The following is a 21,118-nucleotide window of genomic DNA, read 5'->3' on the forward strand; positions in this document are numbered from 1 at the left end:
TCCGAGCGTCTGGCGCGCTCCGGCGGGGCCGACTTCCCGATCCGACGCCCGGGAAACCCCTGGGACGCGGGCGGCCCCGGCACCCGCACAAGGCGGCGCCGGGGCCGGGGTACGCCGTGTCAGACGGCGGCGATCAGCAACGCCGGGCGCTCCACGCAGTCGGCGACGTGCCGCAGGAAGCCGCCGGCCACCCCGCCGTCGCAGACCCGGTGGTCGAAGGTGAGGCTCAACTGGGTCACCTTGCGCACGGCCAACTGCCCGTCGACCACCCACGGCTTGTCCACGATCCGGCCCACGCCGAGCAGGGCCGCCTCCGGGTGGTTGATGATCGGTGTGGAGCCGTCCACGCCGAACACCCCGTAGTTGTTGAGCGTGAAGGTGCCGCCGGTCAGCCGGGCCGGGGGCAGCGTTCCCGCCCGCGCCGCAGCGGTGGTGGCCGCCAGCTCGGCGGCCAACTCGGCGGTGGTGAGCCGATGGGCGTCGCGCAGCACCGGGACGAGCAGACCCCGCTCGGTCTGCGCGGCGATCCCCAGGTGCACGCCCGCGGACTGGACGATCCGCTGCCCCTCGGTGTCGACCCGGGCGTTGAGCTGCGGGAACCTGCGCAACCCGCTGAGGCAGATCCGGGCCAGCAGGGCCAGGATGCTCACCGGCGCGTCCGGGGTCGCCGCGTTTATCGCGGCCCGGGTCTCCAGCAGGCCCGTGGCGTCCACGTCGACCCAGATGGTCACCTCGGGGATCTCCCGCCGGCTGCGGGACAGCTTGTCCGCGATCACCTTGCGCACGCCGGTGAGCGGGACGATCACGTCGCCGTCGCCGGTCGGCGCCGGTGCGACGTGCGGGTCCGGAGCGGCGGCGAGCCGGGCCGCGGGCGCGGCCAGCACCGCCTCGACGTCGGCGCGACGGATCACACCACCGGGGCCGGTGCCGCGTACCGTGCTCAGGTCGACGCCGCGCTCGCGGGCCAGCCGCCGGACGATCGGCGAGATGACAAGCGCCGTGCCCGCCGCGGAGTCGGCTGACGGGCCGGGGGTAGGCGCGCTGGCGGTGGCCAGTCCGGCGCCGACCGCCGGGCTGCTTCCGGCGGCCGGGGCGGCTGCCGCGCCCGCGTCGGTCGGCTCGGGCGCCACCACCAACCGGGGCCGGCGTCGACGTCGGGTCGCGCCGCCGTGCCCGGTGCCGTACCCGATCAGCACGTTGCCGGAGCCGGCCCGCTCCTCCTCGCGGTAGGTGGCGTGCCCCGCCGGTTCGTCGCCGTCGCCGTCCAGCGGCGCGATGGTGATCAGCGGCTGGCCGACCGGGCGAACCTCACCGGCCGCGCCGTGCAGGGTCACCACCCGCCCGGCGTACGGGCAGGGCACGTCGACGACAGCCTTGGCGGTCTCCACCTCGACCACGCTCTGGTCCACGGTGACGACGTCACCGACTGCCACCCGCCACTCGACGATCTCGGCCTCGCTCAGCCCCTCGCCCAGGTCGGGCAGGAGGAAGACCTGCGTCCGCTCGACAGTGGTCATGCCGCGCTGCCCTGCGTCGCCCAGCGCGCGTCCGGCTGGTCGTCCCACTGGAGGCGGGCCACCGCGTCGAGCACCCGGTCCACCCCGGGCAGGTGGGTGTGCTCCAGCATCGGCGCCGGGTACGGGATGTCCAGCCCGGCCACCCGCAGCACCGGCGCGTGCAGCGCGTGGAAGCAGCGCTCCTGCACCCGGGCGGCGATCTCCGCGCCGACACCGGCGAACCCGGGCGCCTCCTGGATCACCACGCACCGCCCGGTGCGCCGTACCGAGGCGGTGATTGTGGCGTCGTCGAACGGCACGATCGTGCGCACGTCCACCACCTCCAGATCCCAGCCCTCCTCGCGGGCGGCCTCGGCGGCCTCCAACGCCACCGGCACCGCCGGCCCGTACGCGACAAGGGTGGCGTCGCGTCCGGGCCGGCGGACGACCGCCCGGCCGAACGGTTCGGCACGCGTCGGCAGCTCGGCGTCGGCGCTGGCGAAGTAGAGCTTCTTGGGCTCCATGAAGACCACCGGGTCGGGGTCGTCGATCGCCTCGCGCAGCAACGAGTACGCGTCCTCGACAGTCGCCGGGGTGACGACCTTCAGGCCGGGCGTGTGCGCGTAGTACGCCTCGGACGAGTCACAGTGGTGCTCCACCCCGCCGATGCCACCCGCGTACGGCACCCGGATGACGATCGGCACGCTCAGCGCGCCCCGGGTCCGGTTGCGCAGCTTCGCCACGTGCGAGGCGATCTGCTCGAAGGCCGGGTACGCGAACGCGTCGAACTGCATCTCGACGACCGGCCGCAGACCGGACATGGCAAGGCCGACGGCGAAGCCGACGATGCCGGCCTCGGCCAGCGGCGTGTCGAAGCAGCGCTTCTCACCGAAGCGGGCCTGGAGGCCGTCGGTGATCCGGAAGACGCCACCGAGCTGGCCGACGTCCTCACCGAAGACGACAACCCGCTCGTCGGCCTCGAGGGCGTCGGCGAGCGCGGTGTTGAGGGCCTTCGCCATCGTGGTGGCCATCAGGCGTCACCGTCCTCGTCGCTCGCGGCGGCCAGTTCGGCGCGTACCTGCTCGCGTTGCTCCACCAACTGCGGGGTCGGCTCGGCGTAGACGTGGTCGAAGAGGCTCAGCGGGTCGACTGTGGGCTGGATGTTCATCCGGGCCCGCAGGTCCGCCGCGTACGCCTCGGCCTGCTCGGCGATCTCGGCGACCGCCGCGTCGTCGAGCACCCCGCGCGCCCGCAGGTAGGTCTCCAGCCGGGCGACCGGGTCGCGGTCGCGCCAGGCGTCGACCTCGGCGCCGTCGCGGTAGCGGGTGGCGTCGTCGGCGTTTGTGTGCGGCTCCATCCGGTAGGTGTGCGCCTCGACCAGGAACGGTCCGTTGCCGGCGCGGGCGTGCTCCACCGCGCGGGTCAGCACGGCGAGCACCGCCACCGGGTCGTTGCCGTCGACCTGCTCGCTGGGCACCCCGTAGCCGACGCCCTTGTAGGCGAGCGACGGCGCGGCGGTCTGCCGGGACAGCGGGACACTGATGGCGTACCTGTTGTTCTGGACGAAGAAGACGACAGGCGCCTTGAACACGGCGGCGAAGTTGATGCCCTCGTGGAAGTCGCCCTCGCTCGTCGCGCCGTCACCGATGAAGGCCAGCGCCACGGTGTCGCGCCCCTGGTACGCCTCACCGTGGGCCAACCCGGCGGCGTGCACGCACTGGGTGGCGAGCGGGGTGCACTGCGGTGCGGTCCGTACCTCGGTCGGGTCGTAGCCGCAGTGCCAGTCGCCGCGCAGCAGGGTGAGCACCTCGACCGGGTCGATGCCCCGGGCGACAAGCGCCATCGACTCCCGGTAGGTGGGGAACACCCAGTCGGTGTCGCGGACCGCGAGCACCGCGGCGACCTGGCAGGCCTCCTGGCCCCGGGAGGACGGGTACACGGCCAGCCGACCCTGCTTGGTGAGCGCTGTCGCCTGGGTGTCGAACCGGCGGCCGAGCACCATCCGGCGGTACATCTCACGCAGCGCCTCGACGGGCGGCTCCGGATAGTCGGTGCGGGCCGGCAGCGGCGTGCCGCGCTGATCGAGCAGGCGGACCGGTTCGGCGGTCGGCAGCAGCGGGCGCGCCGGGTCGGGCGGGGTGGCCGCCCGGCGGGTGCGCGGGGATGCCCTGCGGACCGCCTGGGGTGTGGTCGTCACGGCGGGACCTCCTGGGACGTGTGGTGGGCCTATGCTTCCGCCTGACGGATGATTGACTCAAGATCCACGGAGAAGGCGGGACGATCGGCATGGTAGGGACGCTTCCGTGAGCCAGGAGGCCGCCGACGGGGTGAGCCGCGCCACCGGATCGGGACGTTCGGCCCGAGCGCTCGACGAGGTGGACCGCAGGATCATCGACGAGCTGACCCGGGACGGGCGGACCTCGGTGCGAACCCTCGCCGAGCGCATCCACATCTCGCGCACCAACGCGTACGCCCGGGTGGAGCGCCTGCTGCGCGACGGGGTCATCACCGGGTTCCGCGCCCAGGTGGCGCCCGAGGCGGCCGGCTTGGGCACCTCGGCGTACATCGCGTTGACGATCCAGCAGAACACCTGGCGGGAGGTGTCGGCCGAGCTGGCCCAGGTGCGCTACATCGAGCACGCCGCGCTGCTCGGCGGCGACCACGACGTGCTCCTGCTGGTCCGCGCGCCGGACAACGCCGCGCTGCGGGACGTGGTGCTGGGTCGGGTGCAGAGCATCCCCGGGGTGCTGTCCACCCGCACCTGGCTGGTCTTCGAGGAGTTCGACGGCACCGGCAGCCCCTGGGCGTGACCGCTCAGCGCTCCGGCGGCGCTTCCAGCCCTTCCCGGTCGGCGAGCTCCAGCAGCGGTTCCAGGGAGTGCCGCTCACCGTCGAGGCCGGCGTGCGGGTCACCCCGCTCGGCGAAGCGGGCCGGCATCGACAGCACGTCGAAGTCCTCCGGCCGGGCGTCGTCCAGCTCAGCCCAGTCCAGCGGCGCCGACACCAGTGCCCGGGGCGTCGGCCGGATCGAGTACGCCGACGTCACCGTGTGGTCGCGGGCCATCTGGTTGTAGTCGACGAAGACCGGCCGGTCCCGTTTGTCGCGCCACCAGGTGGTGGTGACCAGTTCCGGCAGCCGGCGCTGCATCTCCCGGCCCAGCGCGAGCACCGCGCGGCGGCACTCGCCGAAGCTCCACCGCGGCTCGATTGACAGATAGACGTGCAGGCCGCGCCCGCCGGTGGTCTTCGGGTAGCCGGTCAGGCCCAGCTCGGCGAGGAACGCCCGCACCTCCCGGGCCACCGGCACCACCTGGTCGAAGTCGACGCCCGGCATTGGGTCCAGGTCGATGCGCAGTTGGTCGGGGCGCTCCACGTCGGCGGCCGACACCGGCCACGGGTGGAAGCGCAGGGTGCCCAGGTTGACCGCCCAAATCACCACGGCCAGCTCGCTGGGCGCGACCTCGTCGGCGGTACGGCCACTGGGGAACGTGATGTGGGCGGTGCGCACCCAGTCGGGCGCGCCCGCCGGCAGCCGCTTCTGGTAGAAGGCGTCACCCCTGTTGGTCTGCCGGGTGGCGATCGTCGCGCCCTCGAAGACGCCACGCGGCCAGCGTTCCAGCATTGTCGGCCGGTCGCGCAACGCGCGCAGGATGCCGTCGCCCACCGCCAGGAAGTAGCGCACCACGTCGAGCTTGGTCAGCCCACGCTCGGGAAAGTACGGCTTGTCGGGGCTGGAGACACGGACCATCCGCTCCCCCACCTGGATCTCCTGCGCCGCCGCGGCCACGCCCCCGAGGGTACGACGCCGACGGCGGGCCCGGGGGCTACCGGCCGGGGACCAGCGTGGCGCGCTGCTGCGGCAACTCCTGCGTCGCGTCGCCGACCGACACCTGTGGCGTGGAGGGCGGTTCCTCGGCCACCGCGGTCTGCTGCTCGACAGGCACCTTCTGGGACGTCCGGCGGGCCACGAAGCCCGGCGTCCAGTCCTTCAACCGCAGCGCCGGCCGCTCGACGAGCTTCCAGGACACGAACGCGGCGGCGAAGGCGACAGCCACCGACATCGCCGCGAACGGCACATACCCCCAGCGGCTCCAGCCGAGGCTCGCCATCACCTGCTGGAAGATGAACCCGTAGATGTAGATGCCGTACGAGTAGTCGTTCTTGCGGCCCACCCAGTGCAGTTGCTTCGGCATCCGCACCGACAGCCAGACCAGCAGGTACGCGAACGCGGGCAGCCCGATGACGAAGAAGCCGCCGAAGAGCAGCGACAGCCCGAGTGCCACCGCCGAGCCGATGCCGAGCGCGTCGTTGATCGGCACCCGCTCCCGGTAGAGGTCAAGGGTCGCGCCGAAGGCGAACAGGAAGCCCAGGTAGACGATGTAGTGGAAGCTCATGACGCCCACCAGGGGCGAGTCGAAGGTCCAGGCCGCCGTGGACACCGGGCCGCTCACCCGCCCGGAGCTCACCCAGTCCTGCAGGATGCTCAGGTAGAGGGCGACGGTCAGGAACAGCACGAACCGGCGGGCGTTGCGCAGGACCGCCGTCACGGCGAGCACGCCCACCACGACGTAGCAGAACATCTCGTACTTGAGCGACCACAGGGCGCCGTTGAAGACGCTGGAATTGCTCTTCTCACCCCACGGGGTGGTCTCCTTGAGCAGGTCCCCGATGCCGTACTGACGGACGCCGGTCCACCAGTTGGCCTGCAGGTATGCCAGCGGGCCGCCCCGGTCCCAGGGGTTGTCGAAGAAGCCGCTCGTGGTGCCGTGCTCGCGCAGCGCGACAAGCGGGGCGACCACGAGCGCGGTGATCAGCAGGCAGACCCAGAGACCGGGAAAGATGCGCAGGGCGCGGTGCCACGCGTAGCGGATGATGCCGGTACGCCTGGCGCTGCGGGTGATCAGCAGGCCGGAGAGCACGAAGAAGCCGTACACGGCCATGGTGCCGACGTTTGTCTGTCGACCGGTGAGGTGGTAGCCGAGGTCGTTGGCACCGAAGCCGAGCGGCTTGGAGTGCGACAACACGACGCCCACCGCGAGGCAGAGCCGGATCAGCCCGATGCCGTTGCTGCGGCCGGAGAGCAGGTCGGCGAGTGTGCCACGGGACCGGACGAGGGCGGGGGTAGTCATGCGGTCAGGAACCTCTCGACCATCAGGCGGGCACCTCGGCGCCGGCGTGCTCCCACAACTGCTTCATCTCGGTGTGCAGATCATCGCTTGGTGCCCAGCCGAGCACCTCGGCGGCCAGCCCGACGTCCAGCCGCTGCCAGGTCGTCTCGGCCGGACCGGTGCGCTCGCCCTCGACCAGGTCGGTCGGAACTCCACTCACATCAATGAGGAGCTGGACCATATCACGCGCGCTGGCCGCCACCCCCCGACCGATGTTGATCACTCGACCGGCCGCCTGGGGTCGGGCCGCGGCCAGCAGCACGGCGGCGACGACGTCGCTGAGCCCGACGAAGTCACGGCGGGAACCCAGCGGGGCCAACTCCAGCCGGGCCCGCTCACCGGCCCGCTGGGCGTCGCGCAGCTTTCCCGCGACCACACCGAGCAGGCTGTGCCCGGGCTGGCCGGCGCCGATGACGTTGCCGACCCGCAGGGTGACGCCCTCGATCAGACCCCGGCGGTCGGCCTCGGCGACCGCCGTGGTGCAGCGCAGCTTGAACTCGCCGTACGGCATCACCGGCGCGGCGGGCAGCTCCTCGGGCATCGAGGTGTCGACCGGGACCAGCCCGTACTCGTGCACGCTGCCGAGCTGGATCACCCGGACCCGCCGGGGCAACCGGCCGGCGGCCTCGATCAACCGCTCGACGAGTGTGACGTTTACCGCGAGCATCTGCTCGTCGGTGAGCCCCCACATCCCACCCGCCGCGTTGATCACCACGTCGGAGTCGAGCTCCCGCAGCACGTCGGTGATCTCGTCGACGTCGGCGGCGGCCAGGTCCAGTGCGCGGACCGCCACCCCCGGGCCGAGGTCTCTCGGCTGGCGTGCGACGGCGACCACGGCGTGCCCCTGGTCGGCGAGCGCTCGGCAGATGGGGCGGCCGAGGAAGCCCGTGCCGCCGAGCACCGTCACCCGCAGGGACGGCCCGGCGTCCTCCCCACGGTGCCATGACGTGATGTTCATACTGTTCCCCCGGCTGTCGTTCATCGGCCCGGCCCGAACGCGTGTCGCGACAGGCTGCGCACGCCGGTCATCTTGCCCGACCGGACGGCCGCCGGCAGCAGCGTGATGGCGTGCAGGCGCGACGAGGTGTAGCGGCGGGCCGCCCGGGCCGCCCGGGGCCAGCCCTGCTCGTCCATCCGCCGTGCGACGTCGACGAAGTAGGCCCGCGCCTCGGTGAACCGGGAGCCGTTGACCGCGTCGGCGGCGGACTTGCTTACCGCGTGCCGGCGGAACTGGAAGCAGAGGGTGCTGTCGACGGCCATCTGCTCGCCCCGCTGGACCAGGTCGATCACCAGGGCCAGATCCTGGATGACCTGGAACTCGTCGCGGAAGTTGACGGCCTTCAGCGCGTCCGTGCGCCAGCAGATCGACGGGAAGTAGAACCAGCAGCCGCGCAGCAGGCTGGCCGCCAGGTCTTCGCCGCCCATCAGCTCCCGGGTCTCGACCCGGGGCGCGTAGAGCCGTCGCTTTGCCTCGTCGACCATCGTGTTGACCACGTTGCCGTCGGCGTCGATGATCTCGACCCCGGGCTGGATCATGCAGACGCCCGGGTATTCCTCGATCACCGATCGCACGGTCGCGACGTAGTTGGGGTGCATGATGTCGTCCGTGCCCATCATCACCAGGTACTCGTGCTCGGCGAGGCCGACGCACTTGCGGTAGTTGCCGGTGACCCCGAGGTTGCGCTCGTTGCGCTGGTAGCGGACCCGCTCGTCGTCGATGCCCGCGAACCACTCCGGCACCCCCGGCTCCCGGCCGTCGTCGACTACCGTCAGGCGCCAACCAGGGTCACTCTGTGCCATCACGCTGCGTACTGCCGCCTGCATGAGGGGCACACTCCCGTAGTACGGCAGCATGATGTCGACAATCATCGGTCCGCAGGCCTAACTGTGCGTGGTGGAAGTGCGCGACAGGCGCGGGCCACATTATCAGGCATCCCGCTCGGATCGGTGATCGGCGAACCGCCCGCGCGACGCGCCGCGGCACCGCTGTGGGCCACGCCGCGCTGAGGGGTCCGACGGCGGGCCCGGTGACGGCTATCATCGTCGCGCCCGCACCGCACGCCCCCCGATCGGATGCCGATGTCAGACCGCGCCGTCACCACGGACGCGCCTCCCGCGCAGACCGACGTGGGTTCGCCCTCGCCGACCACCGAACCGGACCGTCGATCACTGCCACTCCTCCGTCGGCTGGCGCTGAGCGTCTGGTTCTGGCCGACGGCGTTCGCCGCCCTCGCGGTCGGCTGGCGCATCGGCAGCCCCGAGATGTGGCACGACGAACTGGTCACCGTCGACGTGGCGACCCGATCCACCCGGCAGATCCTGGGCATGCTGGTGAACGTCGACGCCGTGCACGGGGCGTACTACCTGTTCATGCACGGCTGGACCACCGTGTTCGGCACCGGGCCGGCGGCGGTGCGCCTGCCGTCGGCGCTTGCCATGACCCTGGCGACCGCGTGCGTGGCGCTTGTCGGGCTGCGACTCTTCGGCCGGACGGCCGGGATCGCCGCCGGTTTCGTCTTCGCCCTCGTGCCCACCGTCACCCGTTTTGGGCAGGAGACCCGCTCGTACGCCTTCGTCGTCCTCGCCGCGGCCGTGGCCACCCTGTTCCTGCTCCGGGCGTTGGAGCGCCCGGGGTGGCTGCGGTGGGCGGCGTACGTGCTCGCCGTGGCCGGCATCGGCCTGGTGAACGTGGTGGCCCTCACTCTGCTGCTCGGACACGGCGTGGCCGTGCTGCTGCACTGCTGGCGCCAGCGCCGCTGGTGGTCGCTTGCCTGGTTCACGCTCGCTGCCGGCGCCGGGGCGGGCATCGCCGCGCCGGTGATCCTGCGGGGCATGAAGCAGGCGGGGCGGCAGATCAGCTGGATCCCGGACAGCGCGCCCTGGACCGTCTGGCAGCAGGTCCTCGGCTCGACGTTGTTGGCCGTCGCGGTGACCGCGCTGGCCGTGGTGGGCGTCGTGACCCACCTGCGCCGCGACGCCGTTGCCCGGGCGGTCATGGCGGCGGTGATCGCGGCCCTGCCGCTGCCGGTGATCCTGCTGGCCTCCACCGGCGACATCAACTACTTCTTCTCCAAGTACCTGCTCTTCCTCGTGCCGGCCTGGGCGGTGCTCGCCGGTGCGGGGATCGCGGCGCTGCGCCGCGCGCCACTGGTGGCGGCGGCGCTCGTGGTGCTCGCCGCCCTCTCCGTGCCCGGTCAGCTCGCGCTGCGCGACGAGTTCTCGCATGGCTGGTACACGTACCCCCAGGCTCGTGCCTTCAAGCCGCTGTCCTACTCGGAGGCGGCACGGGTCATCGAGGCGGGCTACCAGCCCGGCGACGGGCTCGTCGCGGGCGGCCCCTGGTGGTGGATGCACGAGCCCGGGGTGCGCTACTACCTGCCGGCGGACGTGTCCCCGCGCAACGTCTTCCAGCAGCGGTCGGCGGCCCAGCGCAACGAGTTGTTCGGCGCGGACTGCGCCAACCCGGCCCGCTGCCTGCGGGACGAGCCTCGCCTGTGGGTGCTGTTGCCGACCGTCACTGACGCGCCGCTGACCGGGCTGCCGAAGAAGCAGTCGGCGGCGCTCGCCGAGCACTACGACGTGGTCCGCGTCACACACGTGACCGGGCTGACCGTGGCACTACTGCAACGGCGCGGCTGAGCGGCACGACGGCTGGCGCGGGCCGGCCGTGACACGGTTACCCCCGGCGGCCCCCGGGTAGGGGGTCGGGCATGGCGGAACTGTCGACGCTCTGGATCATCAGGCACGGGGAGAGCACCGCGAACGTGGCGGCCACCCAGGCCGAGGCCACCGGCGCGGAGCTGATCGGGCTCGACCACCGCGACGCCGACGTGCCGCTCTCCGCCACCGGCGAGGAGCAGGCCCGGGCGACCGGCCGCTGGCTCGCCGGGCTCCCCGAGGACCGCCGCCCCGATGTCGCGGTCGTCTCGCCGTACCTGCGGGCGGTGTCCACCGCCGAGCTGGCGCTGCACGGCACAGGGGTGCCGGTCAGCCGGGACGAACGGCTGCGCGACCGGGAGCTGGGCATCCTCGACGGCCTGACCGCACACGGGGTGCGCCAGCGGTTTCCGGACGAGGCCGAGCGCCGCGCCCGGCTCGGCAAGTTCTACTACCGGCCCCCCGGCGGCGAAGCCTGGACCGACGTGGCGCTGCGCCTGCGGGCCCTCCTCGGTGACCTGCGTCGGGACCACGCCGGCCAGCGGGTGCTGCTCTTCGGCCACGACGCGCTCGTGTTCCTGCTCCGTTACCTCGTCGAAGGGCTGACCGAGCCGGAGCTGATGGCGCTGACCCGCGAGCACGTCATCGCCAACTGCTCGATCACCGACTGGTCGGCCGACGGCGAGGGCCGGCTGACGCTGGGCGGGTTCAACGAGATCGGCCACCTGCGACGGCAGGGCGCCGAGCCGACAAGGGAGGACGAGGTCCATGCCGAGCCGGTCTGAGGTGCAGGTGATCACGCCAGGGCTGCTGCGGGACTGGGCGCTGCCGGTGCCGACCGGCGGCAAGGAGAGCCGGGGCACCGTGCTGGTGATCGGCGGCTCCCGCTTCACTCCCGGCGCGGTGCTGCTCGCCGGGGTGGCCGCGCTGCGCGCCGGCGCCGGGGTGCTTCAGCTCGCCGCCGCCGAATCCACTGCCGCCACGCTGAGCATCCAGGTGCCCGAGGCGCTTGTGGTGGGGCTGCCGGAGACCTCCACCGGCGCCGTCGTCGCCGACCGGGGCGGCCAGCTCGACGAGCTTGTCGGCCAGGCCGACGTGGTGGCGCTCGGTCCCGGCCTCACGGGCATCGACGAGACCGTCCGGCTGCTCAGCCTGGTCCTGGACGCGGCGGGTCCGCGCACCCCGCTGGTGCTCGACGCGTACGCCCTCGGTGCGCTCAGCCACGAGCCGACGCTGCTGGTCGGGTCGGGCCGCCCGGTGGTGCTCACCCCCAACGTCACCGAGGCCGGGCACCTGCTCGGCCGGGACCCGGGCGACGACCTCGACGCCGAGGCCGCCGAGTTGGCCGCCCGGTACGAGGCGGTCGTGTCGCTCTACGGCCATGTGGCCGCACCGGACGGGCGCGGGTGGCGGGAGGAGAGCGGCGACGCCGGGCTCGGCACCTCCGGCAGCGGGGACGTGCTCGCCGGCCTGCTGGCCGGGCTGCTCTCCCGGGGATCCGACCCGGCGCAGGCCGCCTGCTGGGGGGCCTTCGCGCACGCCGTGAGCGGTCAGCGGCTGATCCCCCGGTACGGCCGGATCGGCTTCCTGGCCCGGGAACTGCTCGACGAGATCCCCCGCACCCTGGCCACCGTCTGAGCAGACATTTCGGCTGTTTCCGCAGTTCGGCATCGGGGTACCAGATCGACACCAGACGAACCACCAAGGGGGGTCAGACAGGTGTCGACCGATGCCATCGTCCTGCTCAAAGAGGACCACAAGGAAATGCGCCGCCTGTTCAAGGCCTTCCAGGATGCCGAGGAGGGCCCGGCGAGCCAGCGGCAGAAGCTTGTAGACCAGATTCTCGAGGCCCTGACCGTGCACACCTACCTGGAGAACGAGGTGATGTACCCGGAGGTCCGCCGGCTCCTGCCGGACCTCGAGGACGACATCCTGGAGTCGTACGAGGAGCACCACGTGGCCGACGTGCTCTGCCTGGAACTGACGAGCATGGACGCCGACGACGAGCGCTTCAACGCCAAGACGACGGTGCTGATCGAGACCGTCACGCACCACGTCGAGGAGGAGGAGCAGGAGTGGTTCCCCAAGGTACGTGAGGCGCTGGGGCGTAAGCAGCTCCAGGAGATCGGGGAGAAGATGATCGCGCTGCGCGCGGACGCGCCCCGCAGCCCCACCGCGCCGAAGGCGATCAAGAAGGCACGCGACGCGGTGACCGCCTGAGCCGACATCGCACGACGAGGGGCCCGGCGCTGCCGGGCCCCTCGTCGTTCCCCCGCTCACCGGGGTCAGTCACCCGATCCGGGTTCGGCCATCCGACGGTGCTGCGCGGCCTTGAGCTTGTCCGGGACGATCTTTCCGGCGGCCGTCTGCACCTTGTTCACGAACGATCCCGCGGTGACGGTCTGGTCGCCCTTCATCAGCGCGGCGAAGCCCTGCGCCGCCACCTCGGCCGGGTCGTCCTTCTTCCCGGAGCCCACCCGGGTGTCCTCCATGTCGGCGCGCTCGAAGAACGCCGTGTCGGTCGGCCCGGGCAGCAGGGCGGTGACCGTGACGCCGGTGTCCTTGAGCTCGTTGCGCAGCGCCTCGGCGAAGGACTGCACGAACGACTTCGACGCGTTGTAGACCGCCTGGAACGGTCCCGGCATGGTGGCGGCGATCGACGAGGTGAACAGCACCCGACCGGCGCCCCGCTGGACCATTGCGGGCAGCAGCAGCTTGGCCAGGTGCACTGTCGAGCGCACGTTCAGATCCACGATCTCCAGCTCGTCGCGCAGGTCGGTGCCCCCGACGAACGCCCCGTCGGCGCCGCGGCCGGCGTTGAGCGCCAGCGCGTCCAGTGGGCGCCCGGCCGCCTCGACCGCCGCCACCAGCTCCTGTACGCCCTGCTCACGGGCAAGATCGACGCGGATCGGCTGGACCTGCGGCCCGCCGTCGCGACGCAGTTTCTCGGCCGCCGCAGTGATGCCGTCGTCGTCAGCGGCGACGATCAGGTCGAAGCCGTGTTCGGCGAACTGGACGGCAAGCTCGTACCCGATGCCGCTGGACGCCCCGGTCACCAGGGCGAGCGGTCGGTCGGTGGTCGGTGTGGTCATGGTGTCGACTCCTCTCCTACGGACGGCTGCCGGGTTCGCACCGGTGCGGACAGCCGTCCTTGCAATGCCCGGCCATCGGCCGCCCAACCACCTCGACAGCCCACGTCCGGAGGTCGGCCGGGCGGCCAGCGGCCGGCCCGGTAGGATCGGCCCGGGCCGTTACTGGCGCGTTTTGGGATGGACAACCATCGGGGAGCGGCCCCGTCACAAGGACGTTTGCCGAGCGCCTGGGCCTTCCGCACGTCTGTAGGAGGTCGCATGTCGCACAACGCCGAGTCCACCGCTTTCCGGAGTGCCCTTGAGGTGATCCGGGCTGTCGAGCCGCGGGTGGCCGACGCCATCGGCGCCGAGCTGACCGACCAGCGGGAGTCGCTCAAGCTCATCGCCAGCGAGAACTACGCCTCCCCGGCGACCCTGCTGGCAATGGGCAACTGGTTCAGCGACAAGTACGCCGAGGGCACCGTCGGGCGCCGCTTCTACGCCGGCTGCCAGAACGTCGACACCGTCGAGGCGCTCGCCGCCGAGCACGCCCGCGAGCTGTTCGGCGCCACGCACGCCTACGTGCAGCCGCACTCGGGCATCGACGCCAACCTGGTCGCCTTCTGGGCGATCCTCGCCGACCGGGTGGAGTCCCCCGCGCTGAAGAAGGCCCAGGTACGCCAGGTAAACGACCTCACCGAGGCGGACTGGTTCGCGCTGCGCCGCGAGCTGGGCAACCAGCGGATGCTCGGCATGTCGCTGGACGCGGGCGGTCACCTCACCCACGGCTTCCGGCCCAACATCTCCGGCAAGATGTTCGACCAGCGCAGCTACGGCACCGACCCGGCCACGGGCCTGATCGACTACGACCGGGTAGCCGAGGCGGCGCGCGAGTTCAAGCCGCTGATCCTCGTCGGTGGCTACTCGGCGTACCCCCGGAAGGTGAACTTCCGGATCATGCGGGAGATCGCCGACTCGGTGGGCGCGACGTTCATGGTCGACATGGCGCACTTCGCCGGCCTGGTGGCGGGCAAGGTCTTCACCGGCGACTTCGACCCGGTGCCGCACGCGCACATCGTCACGACCACCACCCACAAGTCGCTGCGCGGCCCGCGCGGCGGCATGGTGCTCTGCGGGCCGGAGCTGGCCGACCAGGTGGACCGGGGCTGCCCGATGGTGCTCGGTGGCCCCCTGCCGCACGTGATGGCGGCCAAGGCGGTCGCCCTGGCCGAGGCCCGCCGCCCGGACTTCGCCGACTACGCGTCTCGGATCGTGGCGAACGCGCAGGCCCTCGCCGACGGGCTGCTGCGGCGCGGCGCGAAGCTCGTCACCGGGGGCACCGACAACCACCTGGTGCTCATCGACGTGTCCGGCTACGGGCTCACCGGCCGCCAGGCCGAGCAGGCGCTGCTGGACTCGGGCATCGTCACCAACCGCAACTCGGTCCCGCAGGACCCGAACGGCGCCTGGTACACGTCGGGCATCCGGATCGGCACCCCGGCACTGACCACGCGGGGGCTCGGCACCGCCGAGATGGACCAGACCGCGGAGCTGATCCACACCGTGCTGACCCACACCACCGCAGGCGCCAACGCCGACGGCACCGCGTCGAAGGCGAAGTACACCCTCGACCCCAACCTCGCCGACAAGGTCTCCCGGCAGGCCACCGACCTGCTGGCCCCGCACCCCCTCTACCCGGGGATCGACCTGGCCTGACCCGGTCCCGCCGACCCGTCGCGGTCGATCATGGAGTTGTGGTGCCCGATACGGGCGGGTGGACGACTTTCGTCCACCACCACAACCGCATGATCGACCGCGAGGGCGGGGTGGAGGGTTAGTTCAGTGGGCGCTTGAGGTGGTAGCGGTGGACCTCCGTGCTGCCCTGGACGTTGTTGACATCCTCGGCGGCAGCGACCAACTCCCAGCCCTCGCGGCCGGCCCGGTTGAGGTGCGCGATGGCGGTGTCGCCGTAGGCGGTGATGTCCTTGCGCGACCCGTCGGGGGCGTACCAGACAAACGAGACGTGAAAATTGCGGCCCTGTCCCTGATAGCGGCGGACGAGCAAGGCGTACTCCCAGGCAACCATGCGTCCCATTATGACCGTCCACCGAGGACTGCGGTACGCCAGCGGTCGCGCATTGCCATCGAATAAACGCGGTGTGTCACGTGAAGAGCGGGCCGCCGCGCCGATCTTGCACTTTCGGTCGCCGAAACGCGTTAAATGCCCCCTATGTCGCGGCAGTAAGTGCAAGATCGCGGGAAGCGGGGCGGGGACGCCCCGCTCCCCTAGGTCAGCGCGGGGGTTTGGGCTTGGATGTGGAAGCGCAGTGAGCGGGCGTCGGTGAAGCACTCCCGCATCGGACGCACCAGATCCCGGTGTTCCTCGCTGCGTTCCCAGGCCTCGAAGTCGGCCAGGCTCGCCCACTCGCTGGTGATCAGCCACTGCTCCGGGTCGGTCGACGAGCGGCAGACCTGGTCGACAAGGTGCCCCGGCACGCCACCGGCCACCAGGTGCCGCACCTCCTCGTACGCGGCCAGGAACGCCTCGGTGCGCGGCACCGGCACCCGTACCAGAAAGACCACCCGGGCCCGCTGCTCGCTCATGGCGTTTCTCCCGTCGTCGGCGCTGCCCCCCGCAGGACCAGCGCGCTGTTGAATCCGTCGAAGCCCCGTGCGCAGACAAGCGCGAGGCGGCTACGCGGCCGACGGTGCTCGCGCAGGAAGTCCAGCTCGCACCCGTCGGCCACCTCGTCCGGGCCGGCGGACGCGGGCAGGGTGTCGTGCGCGAAGGCGAGCAGCGCGGTGGCCACGTCCAACGCCGAGCCGCCCTGGTGCGCCCGCCCGGTGAGTGGTTTCTGCGTGGTCACCGGTGGCGGCCGGTCGGCGAACACCGCGCGCAGTGCCTCGGCCTCGCTGCGGTCGTAGCGGGGGACGCCGAGCGCGTCGGGCAGCACCACGTCGATCCCGGCCGCCGCGACGCCCGCGCGATCCAGGGCCAGTCGCATCGCCCGGGCGTACTGGCCCGGGTCGCCGGCGCTGTCCGCCGTGGTGTGCGCGGCGTCGTGGGTGGACCCCCAGCCGCTGACCTCGCCGTAGACGCGGGCGCCCCGGGCGAGGGCGTGCCCCAACTCCTCCACCACGAACACCGCGCCGCCCTCGGCCGGCAGGTAGCCGCTGGCCGTGGCATCGAACGGCCGGTACGCCCGCTCCGGGTCGGACACGTCGCTGAGCAGTCCGGAGCGCAGTTGGCAGGCAAGCGCGTACGGGCTCAGCGGGCACTCGGTCGCCCCGGCGATCACCACAGGCGTCCCCCGGCGTACCGCGCGGGCGGCGTGCGCGAGGCTGTCCAGCCCACCCGCGGCCTCGGCGACGAGCACCCCGCTCGGGCCCTTGAACTGGTGGTGGATGGAGAGCTGCCCGACGCTTGCCGCGTAGAACCAGGCGATCGACTGGTACGCCCCGACCGTGCGCGACGACCCTCCCCAGAGCCGTTGCAGCTCCCGCTGGCCGAACAGGTTGCCGCCGGACGAGCTGGCCAGGGTCACCGCGTAGCCGTACGGGTCGGGTGCCCGGTCGGGCAGGCCTGCGTCGGCCAACGCCAGCCGGGTGCCGGCGAAGCCGAGGTGCGTCCACCTGTCGGTCTGCACACGTTGGCGGCTGTCGGCGTAGGAGTCGGCGGTGAAGCCAGGCACCTCCCCGCCGAAGCGGGTCGGATAGCCGGACGGGTCGAACAGGGTGATCGGCCCGGTGCGGCGGGTGCCGGCGAGGACCGTACGCCAGTGCGCGTCTGCGCCGATGCCGCTGGGCGCGACCACACCGATGCCTGTCACCACCGCCCGGGCGGTCACGCCGTCACCGCCGCGCGGCCCGGCCCGGCGCTCACGTCGCCACCGCCCCGGTCAGGCGCCGGAACACCATCGCCGACTGGAACCCGCCGAATCCGCTGCCCACCGACAGGGCCACGTCCACCGGGACCTCCCGCGCCTCGTTCGGCACGTAGTCCAGGTCGCACTCGGGGTCGCGGGTGCTCCAGTTCGCCGTCGGTGGCACCACGCCGAACTCGATGGCGAGGGCACAGGCGGCCATCTCGATCGACCCGATCGCGCCGAGCGAGTGGCCCACCATCGACTTGATCGAGCTGATCGGCACCCGGTACGCGGCCTGGCCCAGCGCCCGCTTGAACGCGGCCGTCTCGTGCCTGTCGTTCTGCCGCGTGCCCGAGCCGTGGGCGCTGATGTAGGAGACCTGGTCCGGGGCGATCCGGCCCTGCTTGAGCGCGTCGGTGACCGCCAGTCCCATCTCCAGCCCGTCCGGGCGCAGCCCTGTCATGTGGTAGCCGTTGCTGCGGCTCGCATAACCGGCGACCTCGCAGTAGACGTGCGCGCCGCGCCGCCGGGCGTGCCCGGCCTCCTCCAGCACCAGCACCGCCGCGCCCTCGGCCAGCACGAACCCGTGCCGGTCGGCGTCGAACGGACGGGAGGCGTGCGCCGGGTCGTCGTTGTCCGGGCTTGTCGCCTTGATGGCGTCGAACGAGGCGACGGTCACCGGCGAGATCGGCGAATCCGCCGCGCCGGCGAGCACCACGTCCGCCTCACCGTCGACGATCATCTGGTGGGCGTACCCGATGGCGTCGATGCCGGAGGTGCAGCCGGTCGAGACGACCTGCGCCGGGCCGTGCAGCCCGTGCCGGCAGGCCACGTCGGCGGCCAGGCTGCTGGGCACCAACGCCTGATAGAGGTACGGGCCACCGAGCGCCGCGTCGACAAGCCAGCGTCGACCGTGCTCGCTGACCCGGACGTACTCCTGCTCCAGGGCCATCGTGCCGCCCACCGCCGTGCCGAGCACCACCCCGGCCCGGTCCCGCTCGGCCTCGCTGAGCACCAGGCCGGCGTCGGCGACCGCCTCCGCCGAGCAGGCCAGCGCGAACTGCACGTACCTGTCGGCCCGTCGCCGCTCGGCGTCGGTCAGCCCGGCGGCGGCCGGGTCGAAGTCGCACTCGGCGGCGATCTGCGACCGGAACGCCGACGGGTCGAAGAAGCTGATCCGCCGGGTGGCCGTCCGACCCTCGGTGATTGTCTTCCAGAAGCGGTCCCGGCTGGCGCCGCCGGGAGCGACCACCCCGATGCCCGTCACCACCGTGCGCCGCCCGCTCATGATGACTCGACCAACTCGGTGTCGACGTGCCCCAGCTCGGGGCGGGGAGCGAGCGGGCCCAGGTGGAAGACCACCTCGGCCGGTTCGACGCCCGTGTTGCGCAGCCGGTGCCGCACGTTCACCGGCACGAACAGGGCCTCACCGGCGGCCAGCAGCGTGGGCTTGTCGTCCAGGTCCACGGTGATCGCGCCGCGCGCCAGGTACAGGAACTCCTCGCTGTACGGGTGGTAGTGCTCGGCGATCCGCTCCCCCGGCGCGAGCGTCGCCACCCCGAGGAAACCCGAGGTGCTGCCGACGGTGCGGGGGCCGAGCAGCACCCGCAGCTCACCGCCGCGCCGACGGTCGGCCGGTACGTCCGCCGCGGCGATCGGCCGCGTGCTCAGGTCACTCATCGCCGGCACCCGTCGACTCGTCGGTGGGGTCGCCCTGCTCGGCGCGCTGCCGGGCGATCCGCTCCACCCGGTCCTTGATGACCGTGAGCTGGATGACGCTGTTGGTGTTGATCCGCTCGGTCATCGCGGCGTTGTCGACGGGTGCTGTCGGTTTCATCGCGAAGTCCTGCGTCCAGGTCATCCGGGTGCCGCCGGCCTCCTCGGTGTAGCGCCAGTGGATCCGCATGTACTCGAACGGCCCGGTCTCCACCCGGCGCGCCCGGACCTGCCGGCTCACCGGGTCGGCGGTGCGTTCGCTTACCCAACTCCAGGACACCCCGTTCTCGTCCGGGTACATGGTGAGCCGGAACCGCACGGTGTGCCCGTCGCGGTGCAGGATCTCCACCACCGCGTACTCGGTGAACAGTTCGGTCCAGTTCGCCACGTCGTTGGTGATCTCCCAGACCAGTGGCAGCGGCGCGTCGATGACGATGCCGTTCTCGGTGTGCCCGGGCGGGTCGGCGCGGCGGGCCACCAGGTCGGCCACCGCCGGGATGCTCAACTGCCCGGCCTGCTCCGGAATGCTCACCTGCCACCTGTCGGCCACGACGGCGGAGAGTTCCAGCAGGGCGAGCGAGTCCATGCCCAACTCCTCAAGCGAGGCGGCGGGCGCGCGGGCCGCGGCGTCCGCGTCCAGCCCGCAGTGCGCCACCAGGATGTCGGTGATCTCGGCGGTCAGCGGGCGACCATGGGTGACGGTCATCGGGTCCTCCTGTGGGGTACGTCGGGCTCCACGGTGGGCGGGTTGCGTGCTGCGGTGGTGGCCGTCGACCGCTGCGCGGGCGTCGGAGGTGGTGTGGCGAGCAGGCGGTCGACAAGGTCTGTGGTGTAGCGGCCCTTGCGGAACGCGGCGTCGTCGAGCACCCGCCGGACGAACGGGATTGTGGTGTGCACGCCCGGCCCGGCGATGTCGAACTCCTCCAGGGCACGTTCCAGCCGGTTGAGCGCCAACTCCCGGTCCGGCGCCCAGACGACCACCTTGGCCAGCAGGGAGTCGTACCAGGGGCCGACCAGATAGCCGGCGCGGGCGTGGGTGTCCACACGTGTGAACGGGCCGCCGGGCGGGGTGAACCGTTCCAGCCGGCCGGGGGTGGGTGCGAAGTCGCGGTCGGGGTCCTCGGTGTTGACCCGGCACTCCACGGCGACGCCGTGCAGCCGGATCTCCTCCTGCCGCCAGCGCAACGGCACCCCGGCGGCGATGTGCAACTGCTCGTGCACCAGGTCGATCCCGGTGATCATCTCGGTGACCGGGTGCTCCACCTGGATCCGACAGTTGATCTCCAGGAAGTGGAACGCCTCCTCGGAGTCGACAAGGAACTCCAGCGTGCCGGCGCCCACGAAGCCGACCTCAAGCGCACCGCGCAGCGCCGTCCGGGCGATGGTGTCGAGGGTGGCGGCGGGCAGCGCCGGGGCGGGCGCCTCCTCGACGAGTTTCTGGTGCCGACGCTGCACCGAGCAGTCCCGGGTGCCCAGGTGCACACCGTTGCCGTGCGAGTCGCAGAGCACCTGCACCTCGACGTGCCGGGCAATGGTGAGGTACCGCTCGACGTACACCCGGTCGTCGCCGAAGGCTGCCTGCGCGGCGGCCCGGGTCCGCGCGTACGCCCGGGCCAGTTCGCGCGGGGCGTGCACCACAGTCATCCCCCGGCCGCCGCCCCCGGCGGCAGCCTTCACGATCACCGGATAGCCGATCGCGTCGGCCACCTCGGCCGCGGCGGCGGCGGTCGGCACCGGCGCGACGCTGCCCGGCGACAGCGGCAGGCCGGCGCGGCTCATCAGGGCTCGTGCCGACGACTTGTCGGCAAGCGCCGCCATCACCGCCGGCGGTGGGCCGATGAAGACCAGCCCGTTGTCGGCGCAGATCTCGGCGAAGTCGGCGTCCTCGGAGAGGAAGCCGTAGCCGGGGTGCACGGCCTGCGCGCCCACCTGCCGGGCCGCCTCCACGATGGCGGCGGCGTTGAGATAGCTGCGCCGGCTCGACGCGGGGCCGATCCGGACGGCCTGGTCGGCGAGGCGGACCGCCGCCGAATCCGCATCGGCGGCGGAGTAGACGACAGCCGTCCGGATGCCGAGTTCGCGGCAGGCCCGCAGCACGCGGAGCGCGATCTCGCCCCGGTTGGCGATCAGCACGGTCTCGAACAT

General features: G+C 72.2%; 21 protein-coding genes and 1 riboswitch. Of the genes, 6 read left to right on the top strand and 15 right to left on the bottom strand.

Annotated elements, in window-relative coordinates:
* Window positions 1-119: 119 nt before the first annotated feature.
* The 3 genes from ACFY2Q_RS22585 to pdhA are packed head-to-tail and all read right to left on the bottom strand — an operon-like array spanning window position 120 to window position 3,693.
* A complete protein-coding gene (locus ACFY2Q_RS22585) occupies window positions 120-1,517 on the bottom strand; it encodes a dihydrolipoamide acetyltransferase family protein (RefSeq protein WP_387133317.1) in 1,398 nt (465 codons plus the stop codon).
* Window positions 1,514-2,530, bottom strand: coding sequence for an alpha-ketoacid dehydrogenase subunit beta (locus ACFY2Q_RS22590; protein ID WP_387133470.1), 1,017 nt, complete (start codon window positions 2,528-2,530; stop codon window positions 1,514-1,516). The genes ACFY2Q_RS22585 and ACFY2Q_RS22590 overlap by 4 nt, the downstream gene beginning before the upstream one ends.
* Entirely contained in the window at window positions 2,527-3,693 is a 1,167-nt protein-coding gene (pdhA, locus tag ACFY2Q_RS22595; protein ID WP_387133318.1) for a pyruvate dehydrogenase (acetyl-transferring) E1 component subunit alpha, read from the bottom strand. The genes ACFY2Q_RS22590 and pdhA overlap by 4 nt, the downstream gene beginning before the upstream one ends.
* A 130-nt stretch (window positions 3,694-3,823) precedes the next feature.
* Here pdhA and ACFY2Q_RS22600 point away from each other — a divergent pair, with 130 nt between their 5' ends.
* The gene (locus ACFY2Q_RS22600; protein WP_387133471.1) at window positions 3,824-4,306 is read left to right on the top strand and encodes an Lrp/AsnC family transcriptional regulator; all 483 of its coding nucleotides are present in this window, start codon (window positions 3,824-3,826) and stop codon (window positions 4,304-4,306) included.
* 4 nt (window positions 4,307-4,310) lie between these two features.
* On the opposite strand, the gene ACFY2Q_RS22605 is transcribed toward ACFY2Q_RS22600, so the two are convergent.
* The 4 genes from ACFY2Q_RS22605 to ACFY2Q_RS22620 all read right to left on the bottom strand — a co-directional run bounded on the left by ACFY2Q_RS22605 (window position 4,311) and on the right by ACFY2Q_RS22620 (window position 8,532).
* A complete protein-coding gene (locus tag ACFY2Q_RS22605; RefSeq protein WP_387133473.1) occupies window positions 4,311-5,243 on the bottom strand; it encodes a DNA polymerase domain-containing protein in 933 nt (310 codons plus the stop codon).
* A 76-nt stretch (window positions 5,244-5,319) separates the two neighbouring features.
* The gene (locus tag ACFY2Q_RS22610; protein WP_387133319.1) at window positions 5,320-6,624 is read right to left on the bottom strand and encodes an acyltransferase family protein; all 1,305 of its coding nucleotides are present in this window, start codon (window positions 6,622-6,624) and stop codon (window positions 5,320-5,322) included.
* Window positions 6,625-6,646: 22 nt separating this feature from the next.
* Window positions 6,647-7,621 (bottom strand): NAD-dependent epimerase/dehydratase family protein, encoded by a 975-nt coding sequence (locus ACFY2Q_RS22615; protein ID WP_387133320.1) that lies wholly within the window; start codon window positions 7,619-7,621, stop codon window positions 6,647-6,649.
* A 20-nt stretch (window positions 7,622-7,641) separates the two neighbouring features.
* Window positions 7,642-8,532 (bottom strand): glycosyltransferase family 2 protein, encoded by an 891-nt coding sequence (locus ACFY2Q_RS22620; RefSeq protein ID WP_387133321.1) that lies wholly within the window; start codon window positions 8,530-8,532, stop codon window positions 7,642-7,644.
* 210 nt (window positions 8,533-8,742) lie between these two features.
* On the opposite strand from ACFY2Q_RS22620, the gene ACFY2Q_RS22625 reads away from it, so the two are divergent.
* From ACFY2Q_RS22625 to ACFY2Q_RS22640, 4 genes are all read left to right on the top strand, one after another.
* Window positions 8,743-10,302 (top strand): glycosyltransferase family 39 protein, encoded by a 1,560-nt coding sequence (locus ACFY2Q_RS22625; RefSeq protein ID WP_387133323.1) that lies wholly within the window; start codon window positions 8,743-8,745, stop codon window positions 10,300-10,302.
* A gap of 71 nt (window positions 10,303-10,373) precedes the next feature.
* The gene (locus ACFY2Q_RS22630) at window positions 10,374-11,105 is read left to right on the top strand and encodes a histidine phosphatase family protein (protein WP_387133324.1); all 732 of its coding nucleotides are present in this window, start codon (window positions 10,374-10,376) and stop codon (window positions 11,103-11,105) included.
* Window positions 11,089-11,958 carry an NAD(P)H-hydrate dehydratase gene (locus ACFY2Q_RS22635; RefSeq protein ID WP_387133325.1) on the top strand — a complete coding sequence of 290 codons (870 nt, stop codon included), beginning with the start codon at window positions 11,089-11,091 and terminating at the stop codon, window positions 11,956-11,958. The genes ACFY2Q_RS22630 and ACFY2Q_RS22635 overlap by 17 nt, the downstream gene beginning before the upstream one ends.
* Window positions 11,959-12,039: 81 nt before the next feature.
* On the top strand, window positions 12,040-12,540 hold the full coding sequence (locus ACFY2Q_RS22640; RefSeq protein WP_387133326.1) for a hemerythrin domain-containing protein: 501 nt from the start codon (window positions 12,040-12,042) through the stop codon (window positions 12,538-12,540).
* Between the two features lie 65 nt (window positions 12,541-12,605).
* On the opposite strand, the gene ACFY2Q_RS22645 is transcribed toward ACFY2Q_RS22640, so the two are convergent.
* Window positions 12,606-13,412, bottom strand: coding sequence for an SDR family NAD(P)-dependent oxidoreductase (locus tag ACFY2Q_RS22645; RefSeq protein WP_387133328.1), 807 nt, complete (start codon window positions 13,410-13,412; stop codon window positions 12,606-12,608).
* A 148-nt stretch (window positions 13,413-13,560) separates the two neighbouring features.
* Window positions 13,561-13,652, top strand: a riboswitch (ZMP/ZTP riboswitch).
* 18 nt (window positions 13,653-13,670) lie between these two features.
* Here ACFY2Q_RS22645 and ACFY2Q_RS22650 point away from each other — a divergent pair.
* On the top strand, window positions 13,671-15,107 hold the full coding sequence (locus ACFY2Q_RS22650) for a glycine hydroxymethyltransferase (RefSeq protein WP_387133330.1): 1,437 nt from the start codon (window positions 13,671-13,673) through the stop codon (window positions 15,105-15,107).
* Window positions 15,108-15,225: 118 nt separating this feature from the next.
* On the opposite strand, the gene ACFY2Q_RS22655 is transcribed toward ACFY2Q_RS22650, so the two are convergent.
* The 7 genes from ACFY2Q_RS22655 to ACFY2Q_RS22685 form a co-directional block, all read right to left on the bottom strand.
* Window positions 15,226-15,486 carry a hypothetical protein gene (locus ACFY2Q_RS22655; RefSeq protein ID WP_387133331.1) on the bottom strand — a complete coding sequence of 87 codons (261 nt, stop codon included), beginning with the start codon at window positions 15,484-15,486 and terminating at the stop codon, window positions 15,226-15,228.
* A 191-nt stretch (window positions 15,487-15,677) separates the two neighbouring features.
* Complete coding sequence (locus tag ACFY2Q_RS22660) at window positions 15,678-15,995, bottom strand: antibiotic biosynthesis monooxygenase family protein (RefSeq protein WP_387133332.1); 318 nt, start codon at window positions 15,993-15,995, stop codon at window positions 15,678-15,680.
* Window positions 15,992-17,239: a beta-ketoacyl synthase N-terminal-like domain-containing protein gene (locus ACFY2Q_RS22665; protein WP_387133334.1), complete on the bottom strand. Its 1,248-nt coding sequence runs from the start codon at window positions 17,237-17,239 to the stop codon at window positions 15,992-15,994. Before ACFY2Q_RS22665 ends, ACFY2Q_RS22660 begins: the two co-directional genes overlap by 4 nt.
* 31 nt (window positions 17,240-17,270) lie before the next feature.
* Window positions 17,271-18,545: a beta-ketoacyl-[acyl-carrier-protein] synthase family protein gene (locus ACFY2Q_RS22670; protein ID WP_387133336.1), complete on the bottom strand. Its 1,275-nt coding sequence runs from the start codon at window positions 18,543-18,545 to the stop codon at window positions 17,271-17,273.
* Entirely contained in the window at window positions 18,542-18,937 is a 396-nt protein-coding gene (locus tag ACFY2Q_RS22675; RefSeq protein WP_387133338.1) for a cupin domain-containing protein, read from the bottom strand. Before ACFY2Q_RS22675 ends, ACFY2Q_RS22670 begins: the two co-directional genes overlap by 4 nt.
* Window positions 18,930-19,679 carry an SRPBCC family protein gene (locus ACFY2Q_RS22680; protein WP_387133339.1) on the bottom strand — a complete coding sequence of 250 codons (750 nt, stop codon included), beginning with the start codon at window positions 19,677-19,679 and terminating at the stop codon, window positions 18,930-18,932. The genes ACFY2Q_RS22675 and ACFY2Q_RS22680 overlap by 8 nt, the downstream gene beginning before the upstream one ends.
* Window positions 19,676-21,118 (bottom strand): acetyl/propionyl/methylcrotonyl-CoA carboxylase subunit alpha, encoded by a 1,443-nt coding sequence (locus ACFY2Q_RS22685; protein WP_387133341.1) that lies wholly within the window; start codon window positions 21,116-21,118, stop codon window positions 19,676-19,678. Before ACFY2Q_RS22685 ends, ACFY2Q_RS22680 begins: the two co-directional genes overlap by 4 nt.

This window comes from Micromonospora sp. NPDC000316 (assembly GCF_042898885.1).
Lineage (GTDB): Bacteria > Actinomycetota > Actinomycetes > Mycobacteriales > Micromonosporaceae > Micromonospora.

Bases quoted from the DNA above. Each gene is read 5' to 3' on its own strand.
- ACFY2Q_RS22630 (WP_387133324.1), top strand. From the start codon at position 10,374: ATGGCGGAACTGTCGACGCTCTGGATCATCAGGCACGGGGAGAGCACC.
- ACFY2Q_RS22670 (WP_387133336.1), bottom strand. From the start codon at position 18,545: ATGAGCGGGCGGCGCACGGTGGTGACGGGCATCGGGGTGGTCGCTCCC.
- ACFY2Q_RS22650 (WP_387133330.1), top strand. From the start codon at position 13,671: ATGTCGCACAACGCCGAGTCCACCGCTTTCCGGAGTGCCCTTGAGGTG.
- ACFY2Q_RS22660 (WP_387133332.1), bottom strand. From the start codon at position 15,995: ATGAGCGAGCAGCGGGCCCGGGTGGTCTTTCTGGTACGGGTGCCGGTG.
- ACFY2Q_RS22635 (WP_387133325.1), top strand. From the start codon at position 11,089: ATGCCGAGCCGGTCTGAGGTGCAGGTGATCACGCCAGGGCTGCTGCGG.
- ACFY2Q_RS22675 (WP_387133338.1), bottom strand. From the start codon at position 18,937: ATGAGTGACCTGAGCACGCGGCCGATCGCCGCGGCGGACGTACCGGCC.
- ACFY2Q_RS22680 (WP_387133339.1), bottom strand. From the start codon at position 19,679: ATGACCGTCACCCATGGTCGCCCGCTGACCGCCGAGATCACCGACATC.
- ACFY2Q_RS22615 (WP_387133320.1), bottom strand. From the start codon at position 7,621: ATGAACATCACGTCATGGCACCGTGGGGAGGACGCCGGGCCGTCCCTG.
- ACFY2Q_RS22625 (WP_387133323.1), top strand. From the start codon at position 8,743: ATGTCAGACCGCGCCGTCACCACGGACGCGCCTCCCGCGCAGACCGAC.
- ACFY2Q_RS22620 (WP_387133321.1), bottom strand. From the start codon at position 8,532: ATGATTGTCGACATCATGCTGCCGTACTACGGGAGTGTGCCCCTCATG.
- ACFY2Q_RS22685 (WP_387133341.1), bottom strand. From the start codon at position 21,118: ATGTTCGAGACCGTGCTGATCGCCAACCGGGGCGAGATCGCGCTCCGC.
- ACFY2Q_RS22645 (WP_387133328.1), bottom strand. From the start codon at position 13,412: ATGACCACACCGACCACCGACCGACCGCTCGCCCTGGTGACCGGGGCG.
- ACFY2Q_RS22610 (WP_387133319.1), bottom strand. From the start codon at position 6,624: ATGACTACCCCCGCCCTCGTCCGGTCCCGTGGCACACTCGCCGACCTG.
- ACFY2Q_RS22655 (WP_387133331.1), bottom strand. From the start codon at position 15,486: ATGGGACGCATGGTTGCCTGGGAGTACGCCTTGCTCGTCCGCCGCTAT.
- ACFY2Q_RS22585 (WP_387133317.1), bottom strand. From the start codon at position 1,517: ATGACCACTGTCGAGCGGACGCAGGTCTTCCTCCTGCCCGACCTGGGC.
- ACFY2Q_RS22605 (WP_387133473.1), bottom strand. From the start codon at position 5,243: ATGGTCCGTGTCTCCAGCCCCGACAAGCCGTACTTTCCCGAGCGTGGG.